Below are 18,142 nucleotides of genomic sequence, written 5' to 3' on the forward strand. Positions count from 1 at the left end.
CACCAGAGCATCATACAGCGCCGCTCCGGCCTGCCATGCCGCCACTGCACTCTCATTCTGGGATGCGACAGGAAGGGGCGTTACCTGAATCACAACACTACGAACACAGGCGTCGAAGGCATCGTCCTCCAATTTTATGGGTTCAATGACAGGCGCATCCTTGCGCAGCTTCTTCAAAGCCTTCGCATAGCCAGAGAAGGAATCTCCCGGCTGCTTCGTGATAGCCTCAAGCGCCTTGGCATAGTCTGCCGTGTAACGCAGGGCTGCCGCGGTTTTGTTGCCCTCCCCGACACCGGCACAAACAAAGTTTGCAAAATTGTCGTCAGCGTTTTCAGCGTTGATATCTATCTTCTGCCTGTGAGCCGCAGTTCTCATCCCGGTGTAGTAGGCGACCTCGGATAGCCTGCGCACGCGATTTGCGTCAGCGATCTGCGCCTGGAAGATTTCACTCGCGGCCTTGTTGGCCTTGGCGAAATCCTCGCCCAGGCTGGCATAGGGGCTTTTGCCGCCATCGGCACATGCCGACACCATTACACCAAGGGCGCACGCAACGCCCGCCGTTACCGATGCACGGATCATCTGCCATTTCCCCAATTTTTCCGACCCGGATGGAGTGTATAGGCAGGAATGGCGGGGCGAAAATTGGATTCTGGAAACGCCGTGTACGATTTTCGCATGCAAGCGCATGCACCGTACCCGTATGAATACTGCGCTATTCGAACGCCTGGTGTTTGCTCAGGATTTCAGCAGCGCCTTGAGCTGGTACAGCAGGTCGAGCGCCTGCTTCGGCGACAGGGCGTCGATATCGGCTTTCTTCAGCGCGCTCTCGACCTCTGACGGCGGCTGCACAGCGGCAGCCTTCGCTGGCGCAGCCAGCGAGAACAACGGTAAATCGTCGATCAGCTTGGCGGATTTTCCGGTCTGGTCGGATTGTTCCAGCGTATGCAGCACCTGCGACGCGCGCTGCAGCACGCCATCGGGCAGGCCGGCGAGTTTCGCCACCTGGATGCCGTAGCTGCGATCCGCCGCACCCGGGCCAACCTCATGCAGGAAGATCAGCTCGCCATCCCACTCCTTCACCTTCAGCGTATGATTGGAAAGCTGCGGCAGCTTTTCACTGAGCGCGGTGAGCTCGTGGTAATGCGTGGCAAACAGGCCGCGGCAGCGGTTTTTCTCATGCAGGTATTCCACCACCGCCCAGGCAATCGAGAGGCCATCGAAGGTGGCGGTGCCGCGGCCGATCTCGTCCAGGATCACCAGCGCGCGCGGGCCGGACTGATGCAGGATCGCCGCGGTCTCCACCATCTCGACCATGAAGGTGGAGCGGCCGCGCGCCAGATCGTCGGCAGCGCCGACACGGCTGAACAGCCGGTCGACCACGCCAAGCTCGGCCCGCATCGCCGGCACGAAACTGCCCATCTGCGCCAGAATCGCGATCAGCGCATTCTGGCGCAGGAAGGTGGATTTACCTGCCATGTTCGGGCCGGTGAGCAGCCAGAGCTTCTGGCCGTCGCTGAGGTCGCAGTCGTTGGCGACAAAGCGTTCGCCCTGGCCGGCGCGTTCGAGCGCGGTTTCCACCACCGGATGGCGGCCGCCGGTGATGCGGAAATCGAGGCTGTCGTCGATGCGCGGCCGCACCCAGCGGCGCTGCATGGCCAGATGCGCCAGCGCCGCGGCGACATCCAGCGCCGCCAGTGCATTGGCGGCGCGGGTGATCGCCGGCGCTTCCGCCAGAACCGCGCTGACCAGGCGGTCGAAGATTTCCAGTTCCATGGCGAGTGCGCGGTCGCCGGCCTGGCTGATCTTGCTTTCCAGCTCGCCCAGTTCCGGCGTGGCATAGCGCATGGCATTGGCCATGGTCTGGCGATGGATATACTGCTGGCCCATCTTGGCTGCATGCGCGGGCGTGATCTCGATATAATAGCCCAGCACGTTGTTGTGGCGGATCTTCAGGCTGGTGATGCCCGTCTCCGCCGCATACCTGTCCTGCAGCGCCGCAATATGGCGGCGGCTTTCGTCGCGCAGCACACGCAGCTCATCCAGCGGCGCATGATGGCCCGGCCGCACGAAGCCGCCGTCGCGCTGCATCAGCGGCAGTTCATCGGCCAGCGCCGCGCTCAAGGACTGCACCAGCACGGCATGGTCGCCGAGCGCATCGCGTAAGCTGGCGAGTTCGGGCGGCAGCGCGGTTTCAGCGGCAAGACGCCGGCGCAGATCGCCGGCCTGGGTCAGGCCATCGCGCATCGAGGACAGATCGCGCGGGCCGCCACGGCCCAGCGACAATCTTGATAAGGCACGCGCCAGATCGGGCACTTTCGACAGCGCCGTGCGGATGTCGTCGCGCAGCCGCACGGTATCGACCAGACAGGCCACCGCATCATGGCGCGCGGCGATCAGCGCGGTATCGGTGAGCGGCGCCTGCAGCCGCTGCGCCAGCAGTCGCGCGCCGGCGCCGGTGAGGGTGGCGTCGATGCAGTCGAGCAAGGCACCGTCGCGCTGGCCCGCGGTGGTTTCCACCAGTTCGAGATTGCGCCGGGTGGCGGGGTCGATCGCCATCACGCTGAGCGGCGGCTGCTTCACCGGCGGATCGAGGCGCGGCAGCTTGCCGCATTGGGTGAGGTCGACGTAATCGAGCAGCGCGCCGGCGGCACAGAATTCGGCGCGGCTGAAATCGCCATAGGCATCGAGTGCCGAAACGCCCAGCGCGGCTTTCAGCCGCCGCTCGCCGGCCACCGAGTCGAAGCGCGCTGATGGCAGCGGCGAGAGCGCCGCCTCGCTCTGGTCGAGGACCGCCCGCAGCTCGGCCCGCGCCAGCAGCCCCTCGGGCAGCACCAGTTCGCGGGGCGACACCCGGGCCAGATCGGCAGCGAGGCCTGCTGAGGTTGTTTCCGTCAGGCCGAATTCGCCTGTCGACAGGTCGAGCCAGGCCAGCGCCAGCGTGCCCTCGGCGCCACCCGACTGAGCAAGTGCAGCAAGATAATTGTTGCGCCGCGCATCCAGCAGGCTGTCTTCGGTGATGGTTCCCGGTGTCACCACGCGCACGACGTCGCGTTTGACCACCGATTTGGCGCCGCGCTTCTTCGCTTCTGCGGGATCTTCCACCTGCTCGCAGACCGCGACCTTGAAGCCCTGGCGGATCAGACGGGAGAGATAGGCTTCTGCCGCATGCACCGGCACGCCGCACATCGGGATCGGCTCGCCATCATGTTCGCCGCGCTTGGTCAGCGCGATATCGAGTGCCCGCGCCGCCCGCACGGCGTCGTCGAAGAACAATTCGTAGAAATCCCCCATGCGATAGAACAGCAGGCATTCGGGGTATGCCGCCTTGATGGTCAAATATTGGGCCATCAGGGGGGACGTACCGGGGGGTAAGGCGAGTTCGGGTTTGTTCATGCCGTCGGCGGTCGCGGGAAGACTCGATGCGAAATAATGCAGGCCGCAGACATAGCACAGGCGGCGGCTCTTTTAACCCCTCGGCGCTTGGCCTTATGATGCTGGACGGGAACGATAAGCCCGCGCCAAGACGCCTGTAGCAAACCGGAAACGCAGAGAAAAATGAGCGACTCGAAAAGCCAGTCCCTGTACGACGACGCCCTCGAATTCCACAAGATGGGCCAGCCCGGCAAGCTGGAGGTCGTGCCGACCAAGCCGATGGCGACCACCCGCGATCTCAGCCTGGCCTACAGCCCCGGCGTCGCCGCCCCTTGCCTGGCGATCGAGAAGGATCCCGACACCGCCTATGACTACACCTCGCGCGGCAACATGGTGGCGGTGATCTCCAACGGCACCGCCGTGCTGGGCTTAGGGAATCTCGGCGCGCTGGCCTCCAAGCCGGTGATGGAAGGCAAGGCGGTGCTGTTCAAGCGCTTCGCCGATGTCGACTCGATCGACCTGGAAATCGATACCGAGGAGGTCGAGGAATTCATCAACGCGGTGCGCTATCTCGGGCCATCGTTTGGCGGCATCAACCTGGAAGACATCAAGGCGCCGGAATGCTTCGTGATCGAGCAGCGCCTGCGCGAGCTGATGGACATTCCGGTCTTCCATGACGACCAGCATGGCACCGCGATCATCTCGGCCGCCGGCATGATCAATGCCCTGCACCTGACCGGCCGCGACTTCAAGACCGCCAAGATGGTGGTGAACGGCGCTGGCGCCGCCGGCATCGCCTGCACCGAACTGGTCAAGGCGATGGGGATGAAGCATGAGAATGTCATCCTCTGCGATACCAAGGGCGTGGTCTATCAGGGCCGCACCGAGGGCATGAACCAGTGGAAGTCGGCGCATGCGGTGAAGACCGATGCACGCACGCTGCAAGAGGCGCTGAAGGGCGCCGATATCTTCTTCGGCCTGTCGGCCAAGGGTGCGCTGACGCCGGAGATGCTGAAGGGCATGGGGCCGAACCCGATCGTCTTCGCCATGGCCAATCCGGATCCGGAAATCACTCCGGAAGATGCGGCGGCGGCGCGCGGCGACGTGATCATGGCAACCGGGCGGTCGGACTATCCGAACCAGGTCAACAACGTGCTGGGCTTCCCCTATATCTTCCGAGGCGCGCTGGATGTGCGCGCCAGCACCATCAACGACGCGATGAAGATTGCTGCCGCCGAAGCCGTCGCCATGCTGGCACGCGAGGACGTGCCCGACGAGGTCGCTGCCGCCTATAAGGGCCTGCGGCCGAAATATGGGCGCGACTACATCATCCCCTCGCCGTTCGATCCGCGCCTGATCGTGGAGATTCCGCTGGCGGTGGCGAAAGCCGCCGTGAAGTCGGGCGTCGCCCGCAAGCCGATCACCGACTGGGCGGCCTATGCCGCCAAGCTGCGCGCGCGGCTCAACCCCACGGTTGGCTCGCTGCAGATCTTCTTCGACCAGGTGGTGCAGAATCCCAAGCGCGTCGTCTTCGCCGAAGGCGAGGAAGAAACCGTGATCCGCGCAGCGCTCGAATTCCGCGCCGCCGGCTACGGCACGCCGATCCTGATCGGCCGCAGCGAGCGCATCGAGGCGACAATGAAGGCGATCGGCCTGAAGAACCTGGAAGGCTGCGAGATCCACAATGCCCGCATCAGCGAGCATAATGCCGAATATGCCGACTTCCTGTACAAGCGGCACCAGCGGCGTGGCCTGCTGCATCGCGACGTGCAGCGCTTCGTCAATCTCGACCGCAACGTGTTCGGCGCCTGCATGGTGGCCAATGGTCATGCCGATGCGATGATCACCGGCGTGACCCGCACCTATTCGGTCAGCTATGACGGCATCCGCATGGCGGTCGATGCCCAGCGCGGCCAGCGCGTGATGGGCCTCAGCATCATCGTCGCCAAGGGGCGCACGGTGTTCGTGGCCGATACCACGGTGACCGAAACGCCGAGCGCCAGCGACCTGTGCCAGATCGCCATCCAGGCGGCGAAGGCCGCGCGCCAGATGGGCCAGGAGCCACGCGTGGCACTGCTGTCGCATTCCAACTTCGGCAACGCGCCGGGCGGCGTGGTGGAAGTGGTGCGCCATGCGGTGATGGAACTGGATGCGCTGGATGCCGGCGGCCACAAGGTCGATTTCGAATATGACGGCGAGCTGAATGCCCGCGTCGCGCTCAACCCCGACCTGATGAAGCTGTATCCCTTCTGCCGCCTGTCGGGCCCGGCCAATGTGCTGATCATGCCCGGCCTGCATTCGGCACTGCTGTCGACGCAGCTGATGCAGGATCTGGGCGGCGGCACCGTGATCGGCCCGCTGCTGATCGGCCTGGAAAAGCCGGTGCAGATCGCGCAGATGGGCGCCAGCGTCAGTGACATCGTGAATCTCGCCGCCTTGGCTGCGTATAACGCGCGTTAAATCTCTGTCAGTCCTGCGTGAAAGGCCCGGAAGCAATTCCGGGCCTTTTCGTTTGTGCTAGTCTCTGCAAGCCATCATGGAGAGCCCCCATGTTCAGACTGATTGTATCGGTGTGGCTGCTGTTGCTGCCGCTGGCAGCCCAGGCACAGGACTGCGCCCCGCCGCCGGACCTGAAAGACGGCTGGCGCATTGCATCGCCGCAAAGCCAGGGCATGGATGCCGCCCTGCTCTGTGCCATCGGCGCGCGCTTCGAAGCATGGAAAGAAGCCAACGCCCATAGCGTACTGGTGTTGCGCAACGGCCAGCTGGTCTATGAGCGGTATTTCACCGGCGAGGATTACCGCTGGGGCAATCCGCTCGGCAGCGTGACCCATGACGCGACCAAACCGCATGACCTGCGCTCGATCAGCAAGAGCGTGGTGTCGCTGCTGGTGGGCATTGCCGTTGACCGCGGCTGGATCAGCCTCGACCAGTCGGTCTTCGCCTTCTTCCCCGAGCATGCCGACCTGCGCACACCGGCCAAGGATGCCATCACCATCCGTCACCTGCTGACCATGTCGGCCGGGCTGGAATGGAATGAGGATCTGCCCTACAGCAACCCGCGCAACAGCGAAACCGCGATGAACAATGCGCCCGATGCCGCGCGCTATGTGCTGGGACTGCCGCTCATGTCGACACCGGGCCAGGTCTACAACTACAGCGGTGGCTCGGCGGAAGTGCTGGCGGCAATCCTGCAGAAGGTCTCGGGCCGGCGCATCGATGTGCTGTCAAGGGATGAACTGTTCGCACCGCTCGGCATCGCCGGGTCCGAATGGGTGTCCTGGCGCGAGCGCCCGGTGGTGGCATCGGGGCTGCGGCTGCGTCCCCGCGATCTGGCCAGGATCGGCCAACTGGTGCTCGACAAGGGCCGCTGGCAGGGACAGCAGATCGTTTCGGAAAACTGGATTGCCGAGTCCATTGCGCCGCAGATCAACGGCCAGGGCGTGTTCTTCTACGGCTATCAATGGTGGCTCGGCCGTTCGCTGGTGGAGAAGCGCGAGACCGTCTGGGCGGCGGGCTACGGCCATGGCGGCCAGCGCCTCTATATTCTGCCGGAACAGAATATCGTGATCGTCGTGCATGCCGGACTCTATGCCAGCCCATTACAGGGTGCGGTCGGCCATATCATACTCAACCGCCATGTGCTGCCGGCTGTTTCCATACGCTGAATCTATCAGCACACATCCATTTATTTGATCGCGCCGCGCCTTGCCTCGCGGCCGCTTTTACTTACCCTGCGGCGCAGTTTTGTTCAGGGAGTTTGTCATGCGTATTGTCGCTTTTCTTGCTGTTGTTTTGTTTGCCCTGCCGTCACTGGCGCAACAGACCGTGCGCATCGCCTTCATCGATCCGCTGTCGGGCCCGGCCGCCGCTGTCACCGAGAATGCGCTGAACCACCTGAAGTTCATGGCCGAGCGGCTGTCGGACAAACAGACGGCCTATGAGATCACCGGCTATGACAACAAGCTGAATGCGCAGGAGAGCATCATCCAGGCGCAGAAGGCGATCGATGCCGGCATCCGCATCATCGTGGCCGGCAACAGTTCGGCCGCCGCCGGCGCGCTGAATGAATTCATCATGAAGCATAACGAGCGCAACCACGACAAGGCGGTGCTGTTTCTCAACATCTCGGCGATCGATCCGGCGCTGACCAACGACAAATGCAGCCCGGCGCATTTCCGCTTCGATGCCCATGCCGACATGAAGATGATGGCGCTGGCGCAGTTCATCGCCACGCAGCCGCAGATCAAGCGCGTGTACCTGATCAACCAGGACTATTCCTTCGGCCAGGCCGTGCGCGCCGCCGCGCTCGACATGCTGAAGCGCCTGCGCCCGGATATCGAGATCGTGGGCGACGACCTGCATCCGCTGGCCAAGATCAACGACTTCTCGCCCTATGTGGCCAAGATCAAGGCGAGCGGCGCCGATTCGGTTGTCACCGGCAACTGGGGCAACGATCTGGCGCTGCTGCTGAAAAGTGCCGCCGATGCCAGCCTGCAGACCGGCTGGTATACCTATTACGCCAGCGGCATCGGCAGCCCGACGGCGATCCGACAGACCGGACTGGCGCATCGCGTGTTTGCCGTGATCGAGGGCCATTCCAACATGGCGATGAATGATCGCCTGGATGCGGATTACCGCGCGCGGTTCGGCGGCAGTTTCAACGTGCCGCGCGCCCGCCTGCTGATGGACATGCTGCACGATGCCGTACGGAAGGCGAAGAGCGTCGAGCCGAAGGCGATTGCCGCGGCCCTGCAGGATGCGACGCGCACCACCATGTATGGCGGCGTGGCGACGATGCGCGCGAGCGATCACCAGGTGCTGCAGGATCTCTACATCACCTCGTTCGGCCCGCTGGAAGGCGGCATGACATACGACGAGGAAAAGACCGGCTGGGGCTGGAAGACGGCCGGCAAGGTGACGGCCGCGCAGACCGCGCTGCCGACCACATGCAGGATGGCCGCTTTCTGAGATACGCCACAGACCGTCATCCTCGGGCTTGTCCCGAGAATTCATCTGCGCGTTCCGATGCGCGGTGGGTTGGAATGGACCCTCGGGTCAAGCCCGAGGGTGACGGTTATGGGAGAGTGACTCTCTCGTCAGCGATGATCGCAGTCGACAGGACCGATTCCGCAAATTCATAGGACGTCATGCCCGGGCTTGTCCCGGGCATCCATCTGCATGTTCCGATCCGCGGAGAGTTGGGATGGACCCTCGGCATAAATCCGAGGGTAGCGACATTTTTTAATGTCGCTTAACTGTCCAGCCGCCTAGGACGTGGTCGCCTGCGATGCGGTGACCAGATCGACCGGCTGGTCGAGATCGAGGCCGGCTTTCTCGAAACCCTTGCGCCAGTCGTTCAGATGACGGCGCGTCCACAGCCGCGCCATCTCCTTGTCGCGCGTGCGCAGCGCCTGCACCAGCATGCGATGCGCTTCCACCAGGCGGCGCGCGCCCGCCACCGTGCCCTGCACCGCCACATGGGTGGTGGGATAGATCAGCATGTTGGAGGGTTCGCGCGCCATTTCCAGCACGCGGTTGCGGCCGGTCTTTTCCAGCAGCAGGTGGAATTCCGTGTCATAGGCCGCCACGGCCGCCGGGTCGTCCATCGCCGCCTCAGTGGCGTCGATATTGGCATCGAGCCCGCGCATGTCGTCGTCGGTAGCGCGGTCGACCGCCAGATCGATGGTGGCCAGGCTGAGCGCCATGGTCGCTTCCCACAATTCGCGGAAGGTGACCTGGTGGAGCACCAGCGCGCGGCTGGCGCGGGTGGCGAGCTGGTCGTAATGCGGCAGACCGACGGCGAGCCGGCGGCTGGAATCGCGCTGCACCATGCCGCTCTGTTCGAGCAGGCGGATGCCTTCACGCACGGTCGACCGGTTGACGCCGAACTGGCGCACCAGCTGGGCCTCGGTGCCGATCGGATCGCCGGGGCGCAGGCGGCCGGACAGAATCTCGCGCTCGATCGCCTCGGCCACCATCTGGTAGGCCGGCACCGGCGTGATGCGCGCGAATTTCTCGGCGACCTCAGACATTTACCCCCCGTAACAACCGGCAGTTGGCCGGACTTTCCAGAATCGTTTGAACTGCCAGCCCGGTATTTCTACCGGCCGAGACCTGCCACGGTCCAGCCATGGCGTCCCTGCAGGAGACTATTTGACTTAGGTCGGATTGTCCGACAATCATAGTCGCCAAGCAAATATAAAAACGGTCCGGGAGGCCGCGCTGATGAAAGTGTGCATATCCAGGCTGGCCGCCATGGCCGGCTTTGCCGCCCTTGCGCTCCATGCTCCGCTGACGCTGGCCGCAGAATTGCTGCCCAAAGCCGATCCGGCCACGCTTGGCTTTGCGCCAGACCGCCTTGCCCGCATCAGCGCGCGCCTGAAGGCCGACTCGGAAGCGCAGGTCATTCCCGGCGCCGTGCTGCTGATCGCCCGCCAGGGCAAAATCGCCCATTTCGAGGCTGTCGGCCTGCAAGACCCGCAGACCAAGGCGCCGATGACGCGCGACAGCATTTTCCGCATCTATTCGATGACCAAGCCGATCGTCACGGCGGCAGCGATGATGCAGGTGGAGGAAGGCCGCTATCACATCGGCGATCCGCTGGCCCGCTTCGTGCCCGCCTTCGCGAAGGTGCAGGTCGGCGTCGAGAAACCCGCCGCGGAAGCAGGCGGCAAGCCGACGCTGGAACTGGTGGCGCCGCGCCGCGCGATCAGCATCCAGGATCTGATGCGCCATACATCGGGCATCACCTATGGCTTCTTCGGTGTGGGCGCTGTGAAAGCGCTGTATGGCGATGTGCTGAAAGGCGATCCCGACAATGCCGAATTCGCCGAGCGTATTGCAGCGCTGCCGCTGGCCTATCAGCCCGGCGCGGTGTGGGATTACAGCCATTCCACCGACATTCTCGGCCGCGTGGTGGAAGTCGTCGACAAGAAGCCGCTGAGCGCTGCGCTGAACGACCGCCTGCTCGGCCCGCTCGGCATGAAGGACACGGCCTTCTACGTCACCGATGCGGCCAAGCAGAGCCGCGTGGCCGAGCCGTTTGCCAATGACCGCAGCCTGGGCGGCGGCGTGGAATTCTTCGACCCGCGCCAGCGCGGCAAATTCGAAGGCGGCGGTGGCGGCCTGACCGGCACGGCGATGGATTACGCGCGTTTCCTGCAGATGCTGCTGGATGGCGGCACGCAGAACGGCAAGCGGTATTTAAGCCCGCGCATCCTCGCCTATATGACCTCCGATCATATGGGCAGCGGCGTCACGCCCGGCCCGTATTACCTGCCGGGCCCCGGCTATGGTTTCGGTCTGGGCTTTGGCGTGCGCCTGGCCCCTGGCGTCTCGGCCGATCCCGGCAGCGCCGGCGACTATTACTGGGGCGGCGCCGGCGGCACCTATTTCTGGGTCGATCCGAAGGAAAAGATGTTCGTGGTCTTCATGATGCAGTCGCCCAAGCAGCGCCTGACCTACCGCGCCGCGATGCGCGACATGGTCTATGCCGCACTGGTGAAATGAGCATGATCCAGACCATCCTGACGCGACTGCGCAGCCTGCTGGCCGCGCTGCTGTCGCGCCGGCCACGGCCGGTTGCGTGCAACGCCATCCATATGCCGATTGCCAGTCACACCCGCCGCTATCCCGGCCGCTCGACCGCGCTTGATCTGCGCGTGAGCCAGGGCTGGATATCCGCGGAAAGACGGCAGGCTCATCAAGATCGTCGCGCCTGAGGCGCGACCAAAAGAATTCGCCGCACGGACGGCGGATCGGCGGACCGGAAGTCGCCGCAACAAACGGATGGAGGAAACAATGCCCACTCGTCACGGGACAGCATTGGCCGTCGCCGCGCTCGCGGCCGGCCTCAGCATGACAGCACCCGCCTGGTCGCAGGTGAAAATCGCATTCATCGATCCGCTGTCGGGCGCCATGGCGCCGATCGGCGAGCATGGCGTGAAGCATTTCCAGTACATGATCGACAAGATCAACGCCAAGGGCGGCGTCAACGGCCAGAAGATGGAGCTGCTGACCTATGACAACAAGCTGAGCCCGCAGGAGACCGTGATCGCGGCGCAGAAGGCGATCGATGCCGGTGCGCGCATCCTCACACTGGGCAATGGCTCGGGCGCTGCGGCGGCGATGATCGATTTCGTCAACAAGCACAACGACCGCAATCCCGGCAAGGAAGTGGTCTATCTGAATTACGCCGCGGTGGACCCGGCCTTCACCAACGACAAATGCAGCTACTGGCATTTCCGCTGGGATGCCCATAGCGACATCAAGATGCAGGCGCTGACCAGCTACATGAAGGGCAAGCCCAACATCAAGAAGGTCTACCTGATCAACCAGGACTATTCCTTCGGTCATGCCGTGCGCAAGGCAGCCAACGAGATGCTGAAGGCGAAGCGACCCGATATCCAGATTGTCGGCGACGAGCTGCACCCGCTGGCCAAGATCACCGACTTCTCGCCCTATATCGCCAAGATCAAGGCGAGTGGTGCGGATAGCGTCATTACAGGAAACTGGGGCAGCGATATCGCGCTGCTGCTGAAGGCCTCGGCCGATGCCGGCTTGCAGGTGGATTACTACACCTACTATGCCGGTGGCGCCGGCGGCCCGACTTCGGTGAAGCAGACCGGCCTGAAGGACAAGGTCTTCCAGATCACCGAAGGCATCGCCAACATCAACACGCCGGCCAACTATGCCTGGGAAGAAGACTTCCGCAAGAAATCGGCCGGCCATGGCTGGTGGTATCCGCGCGTGCGCAACGAGATGGAAATGCTCGCTGCCGCGATGAATGAAGCCAAGTCGAATAACCCCAAGGTGTTCGCCGAGAAGCTGCGCGGCATGAAGTACAAGAACATCTATGGCAAGGACACCTACATGCGCGCGGAAGACCACCAGTTCTTCCAGGATATCTATATCTCCGCGCTGACGCCGATGACCGGCGACATGAAGTTCGACGAGGAAAACACCGGCTGGGGCTGGAAGCTGACCGCGACCATTCCGATGGGCGAAACCGACGTCGCCACCAGCTGCAAGATGGCGAAGCCAAGCTGACGACGCTAGACTGAACGACGGCCCCGGGTCACTCCGGGGCCGTTTCGTCTGCACTTTCTGCTGCGTTGCGTTACAGACGGGGGCCCTGCTTGCTGGAACTGGTAATCTTCTCCACTTTGAATGGCGTGCTCTACGGCATGCTGCTGTTCCTGCTGGCCAGCGGCCTCACACTGATCTTCTCGATGATGGGCGTGCTGAATTTCGCCCATGCCAGCTTCTACATGCTGGGCGCCTATTTCGGCTTCCAGATCAGCCAGTGGCTCGGCTTCTGGGTCGCGCTGTTTGCAGCACCCGTGCTGGTCGGCCTGATCGGCGCCGCCGTGGAACGCTGGGGCCTGCGCACGGTGCATAAATGGGGCCATGTGCCCGAGCTGCTGTTCACCTTCGGCCTCGCCTTCGTGATCGAGGAACTGGTGCAGATGATCTGGGGCAAGCTGCCGGTGGATTATCGCGTGCCGGCGGCGCTCGATTTCTCGGCGTTTGAGCTGTTCGGCACCACCTATCCCGCCTTCCGCATGTTCATGCTGCTGATCTCGGTGGCGATCTTCATCGCCCTGCTGCTGGTACTGACCCGCTCGCGCATCGGCCTGATCATCCAGGCGGCGCTGACGCACCCGAACATGGTAGCGATGCTGGGCCACAACGTGCCCAAGGTGTTCATGATGGTGTTCGGCTTCGGCTCCGGCCTGGCCGCGATTGCCGGCGTGATTGCCGGCCCCGCCCTGGTGACGCAGCCGAGCATGGCCCATGTGCTGGGGCCGATCCTGTTTGTCGTCGTGGTGTTCGGCGGCCTGGGCTCGCTGCCCGGCGCCTTCATCGCCTCCTTGCTGATCGGCCTGATCCAGACTTTTGCCATCGCCGTCAACTATTCGATCGGCGATCTGATGACCACGATTGGCGTGGCCCGCCCGCTGCAGGGCACGCTGAGCGACCTGTGGCAGGTGACCGTCGCCCAGGTCGGCCCGGTGGTGCCGTATCTGATGCTGGTGCTGATCCTGGTCTTCCGGCCCACCGGGCTGATGGGCACGCGGGAGTCGTGAGATGAGCGATACCACCGCCTCTGCCGCCGGCCGCAGCCTCTCGGCCATGGACATGCTCAAGCGCTACAGCATCTGGATCATCGCCGCCGCCATCATGCTGGTGCTGCCGAAGATCTTCACCTCGGGTGCAGCACTCACCACCATGTGCCTGATGGGCATTATGATCGTGTTCTCGCTCAGCTATAACATGCTGCTGGGCCAGACCGGCATGCTGAGCTTCGGCCATGCGGTCTATTACGGCCTCGGCGGCTTCCTCGCCGTGCATGCGATGAACACGATTGCCGGCGGCAAGCTGCCGATCCCGCTGCCCGTGGTGCCACTGGTCGGCGGCCTGATGGGTCTGGTGTTCGGCATCATCTTCGGTGCCGTTTCCACCCGCCGCGCCGGCACGGTGTTTGCCATGATCTCGCTGGGCCTGGGCGAACTGATCGCCTCGCTGTCGCTGATCCTGCGCGGCTTTTTCGGCGGCGAGGAAGGCATCACGGCAAACCGCACCAAGATGCTGACCTTCTGGGGCGTGCGCTTCGGGCCGCAGATCGAGGTGTATTACCTGATCGCCGCCTGGTGTTTTGTCTGCATGGTGGCGATGTATGCCTTCACCCGCACGCCACTTGGCCGCCTGTGCAACGCGGTGCGCGACAATCCAGAACGCACCGAGTTCATCGGCTATTCCACCCAGATGGTGCGCTTCATCACCTTCTGCATTTCCGGCTTCTTCGCCGGCATCGCCGGCGGCCTGGCCGCGATCAATTTCGAGCTGATGAATGCAGTGAACATCTCCGGCGGGCAATCCGGCGTCGTGCTGCTGATGTCCTTCATCGGCGGCATCGGCCATTTTGCCGGACCGATCCTGGGCGCGATCATCGTCGTGCTGCTGCAGGTTTTCCTGAGCGATCTGACCGGCGCCTGGATGCTGTATTTCGGCCTGCTGTTCGTGCTGATGGTGATGTTCGCGCCCGGCGGCATGGCCGGCCTGGTGATGCTGCATCTGCCGCTGGCCCGCCGCGGCACCCTGCACCGCATGCTGCCCTGGTATGGCCTGATGGCGATTCCGGCGGCGATGGGACTGGGCGGGCTGATCGCGCTGATCGAGACCGCGCATCACCAGCTGGTGCGTACCGCCAACGACGGCCCGGCGATGACCCTGTTCGGCATCGCCTACAATTCCAACAGCATCCTGCCCTGGCTGGCGGCGCTGGGGCTGATCGGCGGCGCGCTGCTGCTGGGACGGAAATGGGGGCCGCAATTCGCCGATGCCTTCGGCACGGCCGCGCATGGTGCGGAGACCGGAAAATGACCGCGCTTGCATTGCACGATATCCACAAGAGCTTCGGCATCACGCCGATCATCCGCGGCGTGTCGCTGGCCGTGGGCAAGGGCGAACGCCATGCCATCATCGGCCCGAACGGTGCCGGCAAGTCGACATTGTTCCACCTGATCTCCGGCCGCTTCGGTGTCAGTTCGGGCCGCATCGACCTGAATGGCGAAGACATCACCGGGCTGAAACCCTACGAGATCAACCGCCGCGGCCTGTCACGCAGCTTCCAGGTCACCAACATCTTCCCCAAGATGACGGTGTTCGAGAATCTGCGCTGCGCCGTGCTGTGGCATCTGGGCTACCGCTATTCCTTCTGGCATAACGTGCGCAAACTGAATGATGCCAATGATCGCGCCGATGTGATCCTGCAGCAGATCGGCCTGGCCGAGCGGGCCCAGTTCCCCGCCGGCATGCTGACCTATGCCGAGCAGCGCGCGCTGGAAATCGGTATCACCATTGCCGGCGGCGCCGGGGTGGTGATGCTGGACGAGCCGACAGCCGGCATGAGCCGTTCGGAGACCGCGCATTTCGTCAACCTGATCCGCAAGGTGACCGAAGGCCGAACCCTCATCATGGTCGAACACGACATGGGCGTGGTGTTCGACCTGGCGGATCGCATCTCGGTGCTGGTCTATGGCCAGATCATCGCATCTGACACGCCGGCCAACATCCGCAGCAACACGGCGGTGCAGGAAGCCTATCTGGGCCATGCACTGGAAGCGGAGCATTGACGATGACTGAACCCATGCTGCAAGTGCGCGACCTGCACGCCTATTACGGCAAGAGCCATATCCTGCATGGCGTGAGTTTCGACGTGAAGCCGGGCGAGATCGTCTCGCTGCTCGGCCGCAACGGCGTCGGCCGCTCGACCACGATCAAGGCGATCATGGGTGACGTGCCGCCACAGGGTTCGATCGTCTTCAAGGGCAGGGAGATCGCCGGCTGCAAGCCGCATGAGATCGCCCGGCTGGGCCTTGGCTATGTGCCGGAGAACCGCGACATCTTCCCCGGCCTCACCGTGCGCGAGAATCTCTATCTCGGGCAGAAGACCACCAAGGGCGGCGGCCGCTGGAGCATGCAGGACATGTTCGACATCTTCCCGCGCCTGGAAGAGCGTGCCGATACCCAGGCCGGCGTGCTGTCGGGCGGTGAGCAGCAGATGCTGACCATGTGCCGCACCCTGATGGGCGATCCCGACCTGGTGATGGTGGACGAGCCGACCGAGGGCCTGTCGCCGATGATGGTGGAAAAGGTCGGCGCCCTGCTGGAACGCATCGCCGCGCGCGGCGTGTCGATCCTGCTGGTCGAGCAGAAGCTGACCATCGCGCTGAAGATCTGCCAGCGGCTGTATGTGATGGGCCATGGCCATATGGTGTTCGAGGGCACGCCGCAGCAGTTGAAGGACAACGCCGCCATCCGCAAGGAATGGCTGGAGGTGTAACGCAAGGGTCGCAGATCAGGCTTGCATCGCTGCCTGTGCGTGCATCAGACTGGGCTCTGGCGCTCTCAGCAAAGGCCTGATCCCATGGATATCTCTCCCGCGACGATCGTACTGGTCGTTCTCGCCATTCTGGTCGTCGTCACCATCCTCGCCGGCGTCAAGACCGTGTCGCAGGGCCAGCAGTGGACGGTCGAGCGGTTCGGCCGCTACACCCGCACGCTGACGCCCGGCATTCACCTGATCATCCCCTATATCGAGCAGGTGGGTCACAAGATCTCGGTGATGGAGATCGTGCTAGAAATCCCCGAGCAGGAGGTCATCACCAAGGACAACGCCACGGTCACCGCAGACGGCATTGTCTTTTACCAGATTCTCGATGTGGTGAAGGCCGCCTACGAAGTGCAGAACCTGACCATCGCACTCAGCACCCTGGCGATGACCAATGTGCGTGCCGTGATCGGCGCCATGGACCTGGATGAAGCCCTGTCGCAGCGCGACCAGATCAATCGCCGGCTGCTGTCGGTGATCGATCAGGCCACCTCGCCCTGGGGCGTCAAGGTCACCCGCATCGAGCTGCGCAACATCCAGCCACCGCAGAATCTGCTCGACGCCATGGGCAAGCAGATGACGGCGGAGCGCAGCAAGCGCGCGGAAATCCTGGCCGCCGAAGGCGAGAAACAGGCCGCCATCCTGCGCGCCGAGGGCCAGAAGCAGGCTGCCGTGCTGGAGGCCGAAGGCCGCCGCGATGCCGCACAACGCGATGCCGAAGCACGCGAGCGGCTGGCCGAGGCCGAGGCACGCGCCACCAAGTCGGTCAGCGACGCGATCTCGGGCGGCAATATCGCCGCCATCAATTATTTCGTCGCGCAGAAATACATCGAGGCCTTCGCCAAGCTGGCCGAGAGCCCGAACCAGAAGATGATCATGATGCCGATGGAAGCCACCGGCATCGTTGCCAGCCTGGCCGGCATCGCCGAACTGGCCAAGGAAGCCCAGGGCCGCGCGACCACCGCCGTGCCGCCCAAACCCTGGGGCGAACCGAAAGCATGAGGCGCTGACCATGCCATTCACTCTGCTTGCCTGGCATTGGCTGGCGGCCGGCCTGATTCTGGTGGTGCTGGAAGTCGTGGTCTCCGGCAATATCCTGGTCTGGCTCGGCCTACCCGCCCTGGCCGTAGGCGCCATCCTGCTCGCCTTCCCGGAGCTGTCGCTCGCCGCGCAGCTTGGCCTGTATGGCGTCCTTGCTGTACTGGCACTCGGCTGCGGCCTGCTGCTGCGGCGCCATCGCACCAGCAGCGAGCAAACCGTCAATACCGGCACAGCCCGTCTCATCGGCCAGCATGCCGTCCTGTCCAGCGCATTGCAGGCCGGGCGCGGCGAGATCCAGCTGGGCGACAGCTTCTGGCCGGTCAGCGGCCCCGACCTTCCGGCCGGCACTGAAGTGGTGATCGTTGCCGCCGATGGCGTTGTGCTGCAGGTCGAACCGAAAGCCTGAACGGCCGACCTAAACCTCGGTCACCAGCTTGAGTCCGATGATGCCGGCGACGATCAGCCCGATGCAGGCGAGCCGCAGCAGGGCCGCACTTTCACCGAACAGAACGATGCCGAGCACCACGGTGCCGATGGTGCCGATGCCGGTCCAGATCGCGTAAGCCGTGCCAAGCGGCAGGGTCTTCAGCGCCAGGCCGAGCAGGAAAAGGCTGACCACCATTGCGCTGACGGTGGCCAGCGTCGGCCACAGCCGGGTGAAGCCATCGGTGTATTTCAGGCCGACCGCCCAGCCCACTTCGGCGAGACCGGCGAAAAACAGAATGATCCATGCCATGGCGAATGATCCCTTCGCGCAACAGCAGGGTCGTCCCTGCCGATCCTCAACATGCCAAGCCGGGCCGTCCCGGCAGGCCTGATATGGCGTAGCGC

Annotated in this window: 16 protein-coding genes; 12 read left to right on the top strand and 4 right to left on the bottom strand. The window is 63.8% G+C overall.

Annotated features, from left to right (window positions below; all coding sequences use genetic code 11):
* Together AAG799_RS12100 and mutS are read right to left on the bottom strand one after the other, a co-directional pair.
* Positions 1–579: hypothetical protein (locus AAG799_RS12100; RefSeq protein WP_341896176.1), on the bottom strand; the 579-nt coding region annotated here is incomplete at its 3' end.
* A gap of 156 nt (positions 580–735) precedes the next feature.
* Complete coding sequence (gene mutS, locus AAG799_RS12105; RefSeq protein WP_341896178.1) at positions 736–3,348, bottom strand: DNA mismatch repair protein MutS; 2,613 nt, start codon at positions 3,346–3,348, stop codon at positions 736–738.
* A gap of 207 nt (positions 3,349–3,555) precedes the next feature.
* Between mutS and AAG799_RS12110 the strand changes: the two genes are divergently transcribed.
* The 3 genes from AAG799_RS12110 to AAG799_RS12120 all read left to right on the top strand — a co-directional run bounded on the left by AAG799_RS12110 (position 3,556) and on the right by AAG799_RS12120 (position 8,343).
* A complete protein-coding gene (locus AAG799_RS12110) occupies positions 3,556–5,832 on the top strand; it encodes an NADP-dependent malic enzyme (RefSeq protein ID WP_341896180.1) in 2,277 nt (758 codons plus the stop codon).
* An 89-nt stretch (positions 5,833–5,921) separates the two neighbouring features.
* Positions 5,922–7,040, top strand: coding sequence for a serine hydrolase (locus AAG799_RS12115; RefSeq protein ID WP_341896182.1), 1,119 nt, complete (start codon positions 5,922–5,924; stop codon positions 7,038–7,040).
* A 97-nt stretch (positions 7,041–7,137) separates the two neighbouring features.
* The gene (locus tag AAG799_RS12120) at positions 7,138–8,343 is read left to right on the top strand and encodes a branched-chain amino acid ABC transporter substrate-binding protein (protein ID WP_341896184.1); all 1,206 of its coding nucleotides are present in this window, start codon (positions 7,138–7,140) and stop codon (positions 8,341–8,343) included.
* A 299-nt stretch (positions 8,344–8,642) separates the two neighbouring features.
* On the opposite strand, the gene AAG799_RS12125 is transcribed toward AAG799_RS12120, so the two are convergent.
* A complete protein-coding gene (locus AAG799_RS12125; protein WP_341896185.1) occupies positions 8,643–9,407 on the bottom strand; it encodes an FCD domain-containing protein in 765 nt (254 codons plus the stop codon).
* A 193-nt stretch (positions 9,408–9,600) separates the two neighbouring features.
* Here AAG799_RS12125 and AAG799_RS12130 point away from each other — a divergent pair, with 193 nt between their 5' ends.
* The 9 genes from AAG799_RS12130 (at position 9,601) to AAG799_RS12170 (ending at position 17,717) form a co-directional block, all read left to right on the top strand.
* Positions 9,601–10,884: a serine hydrolase domain-containing protein gene (locus tag AAG799_RS12130; RefSeq protein WP_341896187.1), complete on the top strand. Its 1,284-nt coding sequence runs from the start codon at positions 9,601–9,603 to the stop codon at positions 10,882–10,884.
* Positions 10,885–10,886: 2 nt separating this feature from the next.
* A complete protein-coding gene (locus AAG799_RS12135; RefSeq protein ID WP_341896189.1) occupies positions 10,887–11,096 on the top strand; it encodes a hypothetical protein in 210 nt (69 codons plus the stop codon).
* A 79-nt stretch (positions 11,097–11,175) separates the two neighbouring features.
* The gene (locus AAG799_RS12140; protein ID WP_341896191.1) at positions 11,176–12,423 is read left to right on the top strand and encodes a branched-chain amino acid ABC transporter substrate-binding protein; all 1,248 of its coding nucleotides are present in this window, start codon (positions 11,176–11,178) and stop codon (positions 12,421–12,423) included.
* Positions 12,424–12,512: 89 nt separating this feature from the next.
* Positions 12,513–13,463 carry a branched-chain amino acid ABC transporter permease gene (locus AAG799_RS12145; RefSeq protein WP_341896193.1) on the top strand — a complete coding sequence of 317 codons (951 nt, stop codon included), beginning with the start codon at positions 12,513–12,515 and terminating at the stop codon, positions 13,461–13,463.
* A gap of 1 nt (position 13,464) precedes the next feature.
* Positions 13,465–14,760, top strand: coding sequence for a branched-chain amino acid ABC transporter permease (locus AAG799_RS12150; protein WP_341896195.1), 1,296 nt, complete (start codon positions 13,465–13,467; stop codon positions 14,758–14,760).
* Positions 14,757–15,512, top strand: a complete 756-nt coding sequence (locus tag AAG799_RS12155; RefSeq protein ID WP_341896197.1) for an ABC transporter ATP-binding protein — start codon at positions 14,757–14,759, stop codon at positions 15,510–15,512. Before AAG799_RS12150 ends, AAG799_RS12155 begins: the two co-directional genes overlap by 4 nt.
* A gap of 2 nt (positions 15,513–15,514) precedes the next feature.
* Entirely contained in the window at positions 15,515–16,222 is a 708-nt protein-coding gene (locus tag AAG799_RS12160; RefSeq protein WP_341896199.1) for an ABC transporter ATP-binding protein, read from the top strand.
* 84 nt (positions 16,223–16,306) lie between these two features.
* On the top strand, positions 16,307–17,272 hold the full coding sequence (locus tag AAG799_RS12165) for an SPFH domain-containing protein (RefSeq protein ID WP_341896201.1): 966 nt from the start codon (positions 16,307–16,309) through the stop codon (positions 17,270–17,272).
* Positions 17,273–17,282: 10 nt separating this feature from the next.
* A complete protein-coding gene (locus AAG799_RS12170) occupies positions 17,283–17,717 on the top strand; it encodes an NfeD family protein (RefSeq protein ID WP_341896203.1) in 435 nt (144 codons plus the stop codon).
* Between the two features lie 9 nt (positions 17,718–17,726).
* Here AAG799_RS12170 and sugE read toward each other — a convergent pair whose 3' ends face one another.
* Positions 17,727–18,047, bottom strand: a complete 321-nt coding sequence (gene sugE / locus AAG799_RS12175) for a quaternary ammonium compound efflux SMR transporter SugE (protein WP_341896205.1) — start codon at positions 18,045–18,047, stop codon at positions 17,727–17,729.
* Positions 18,048–18,142: the final 95 nt, after the last annotated feature.

The sequence above is a fragment of the Ferrovibrio terrae genome (genome assembly GCF_943371255.1).
GTDB classification, from domain to species: domain Bacteria; phylum Pseudomonadota; class Alphaproteobacteria; order Ferrovibrionales; family Ferrovibrionaceae; genus Ferrovibrio; species Ferrovibrio terrae_B.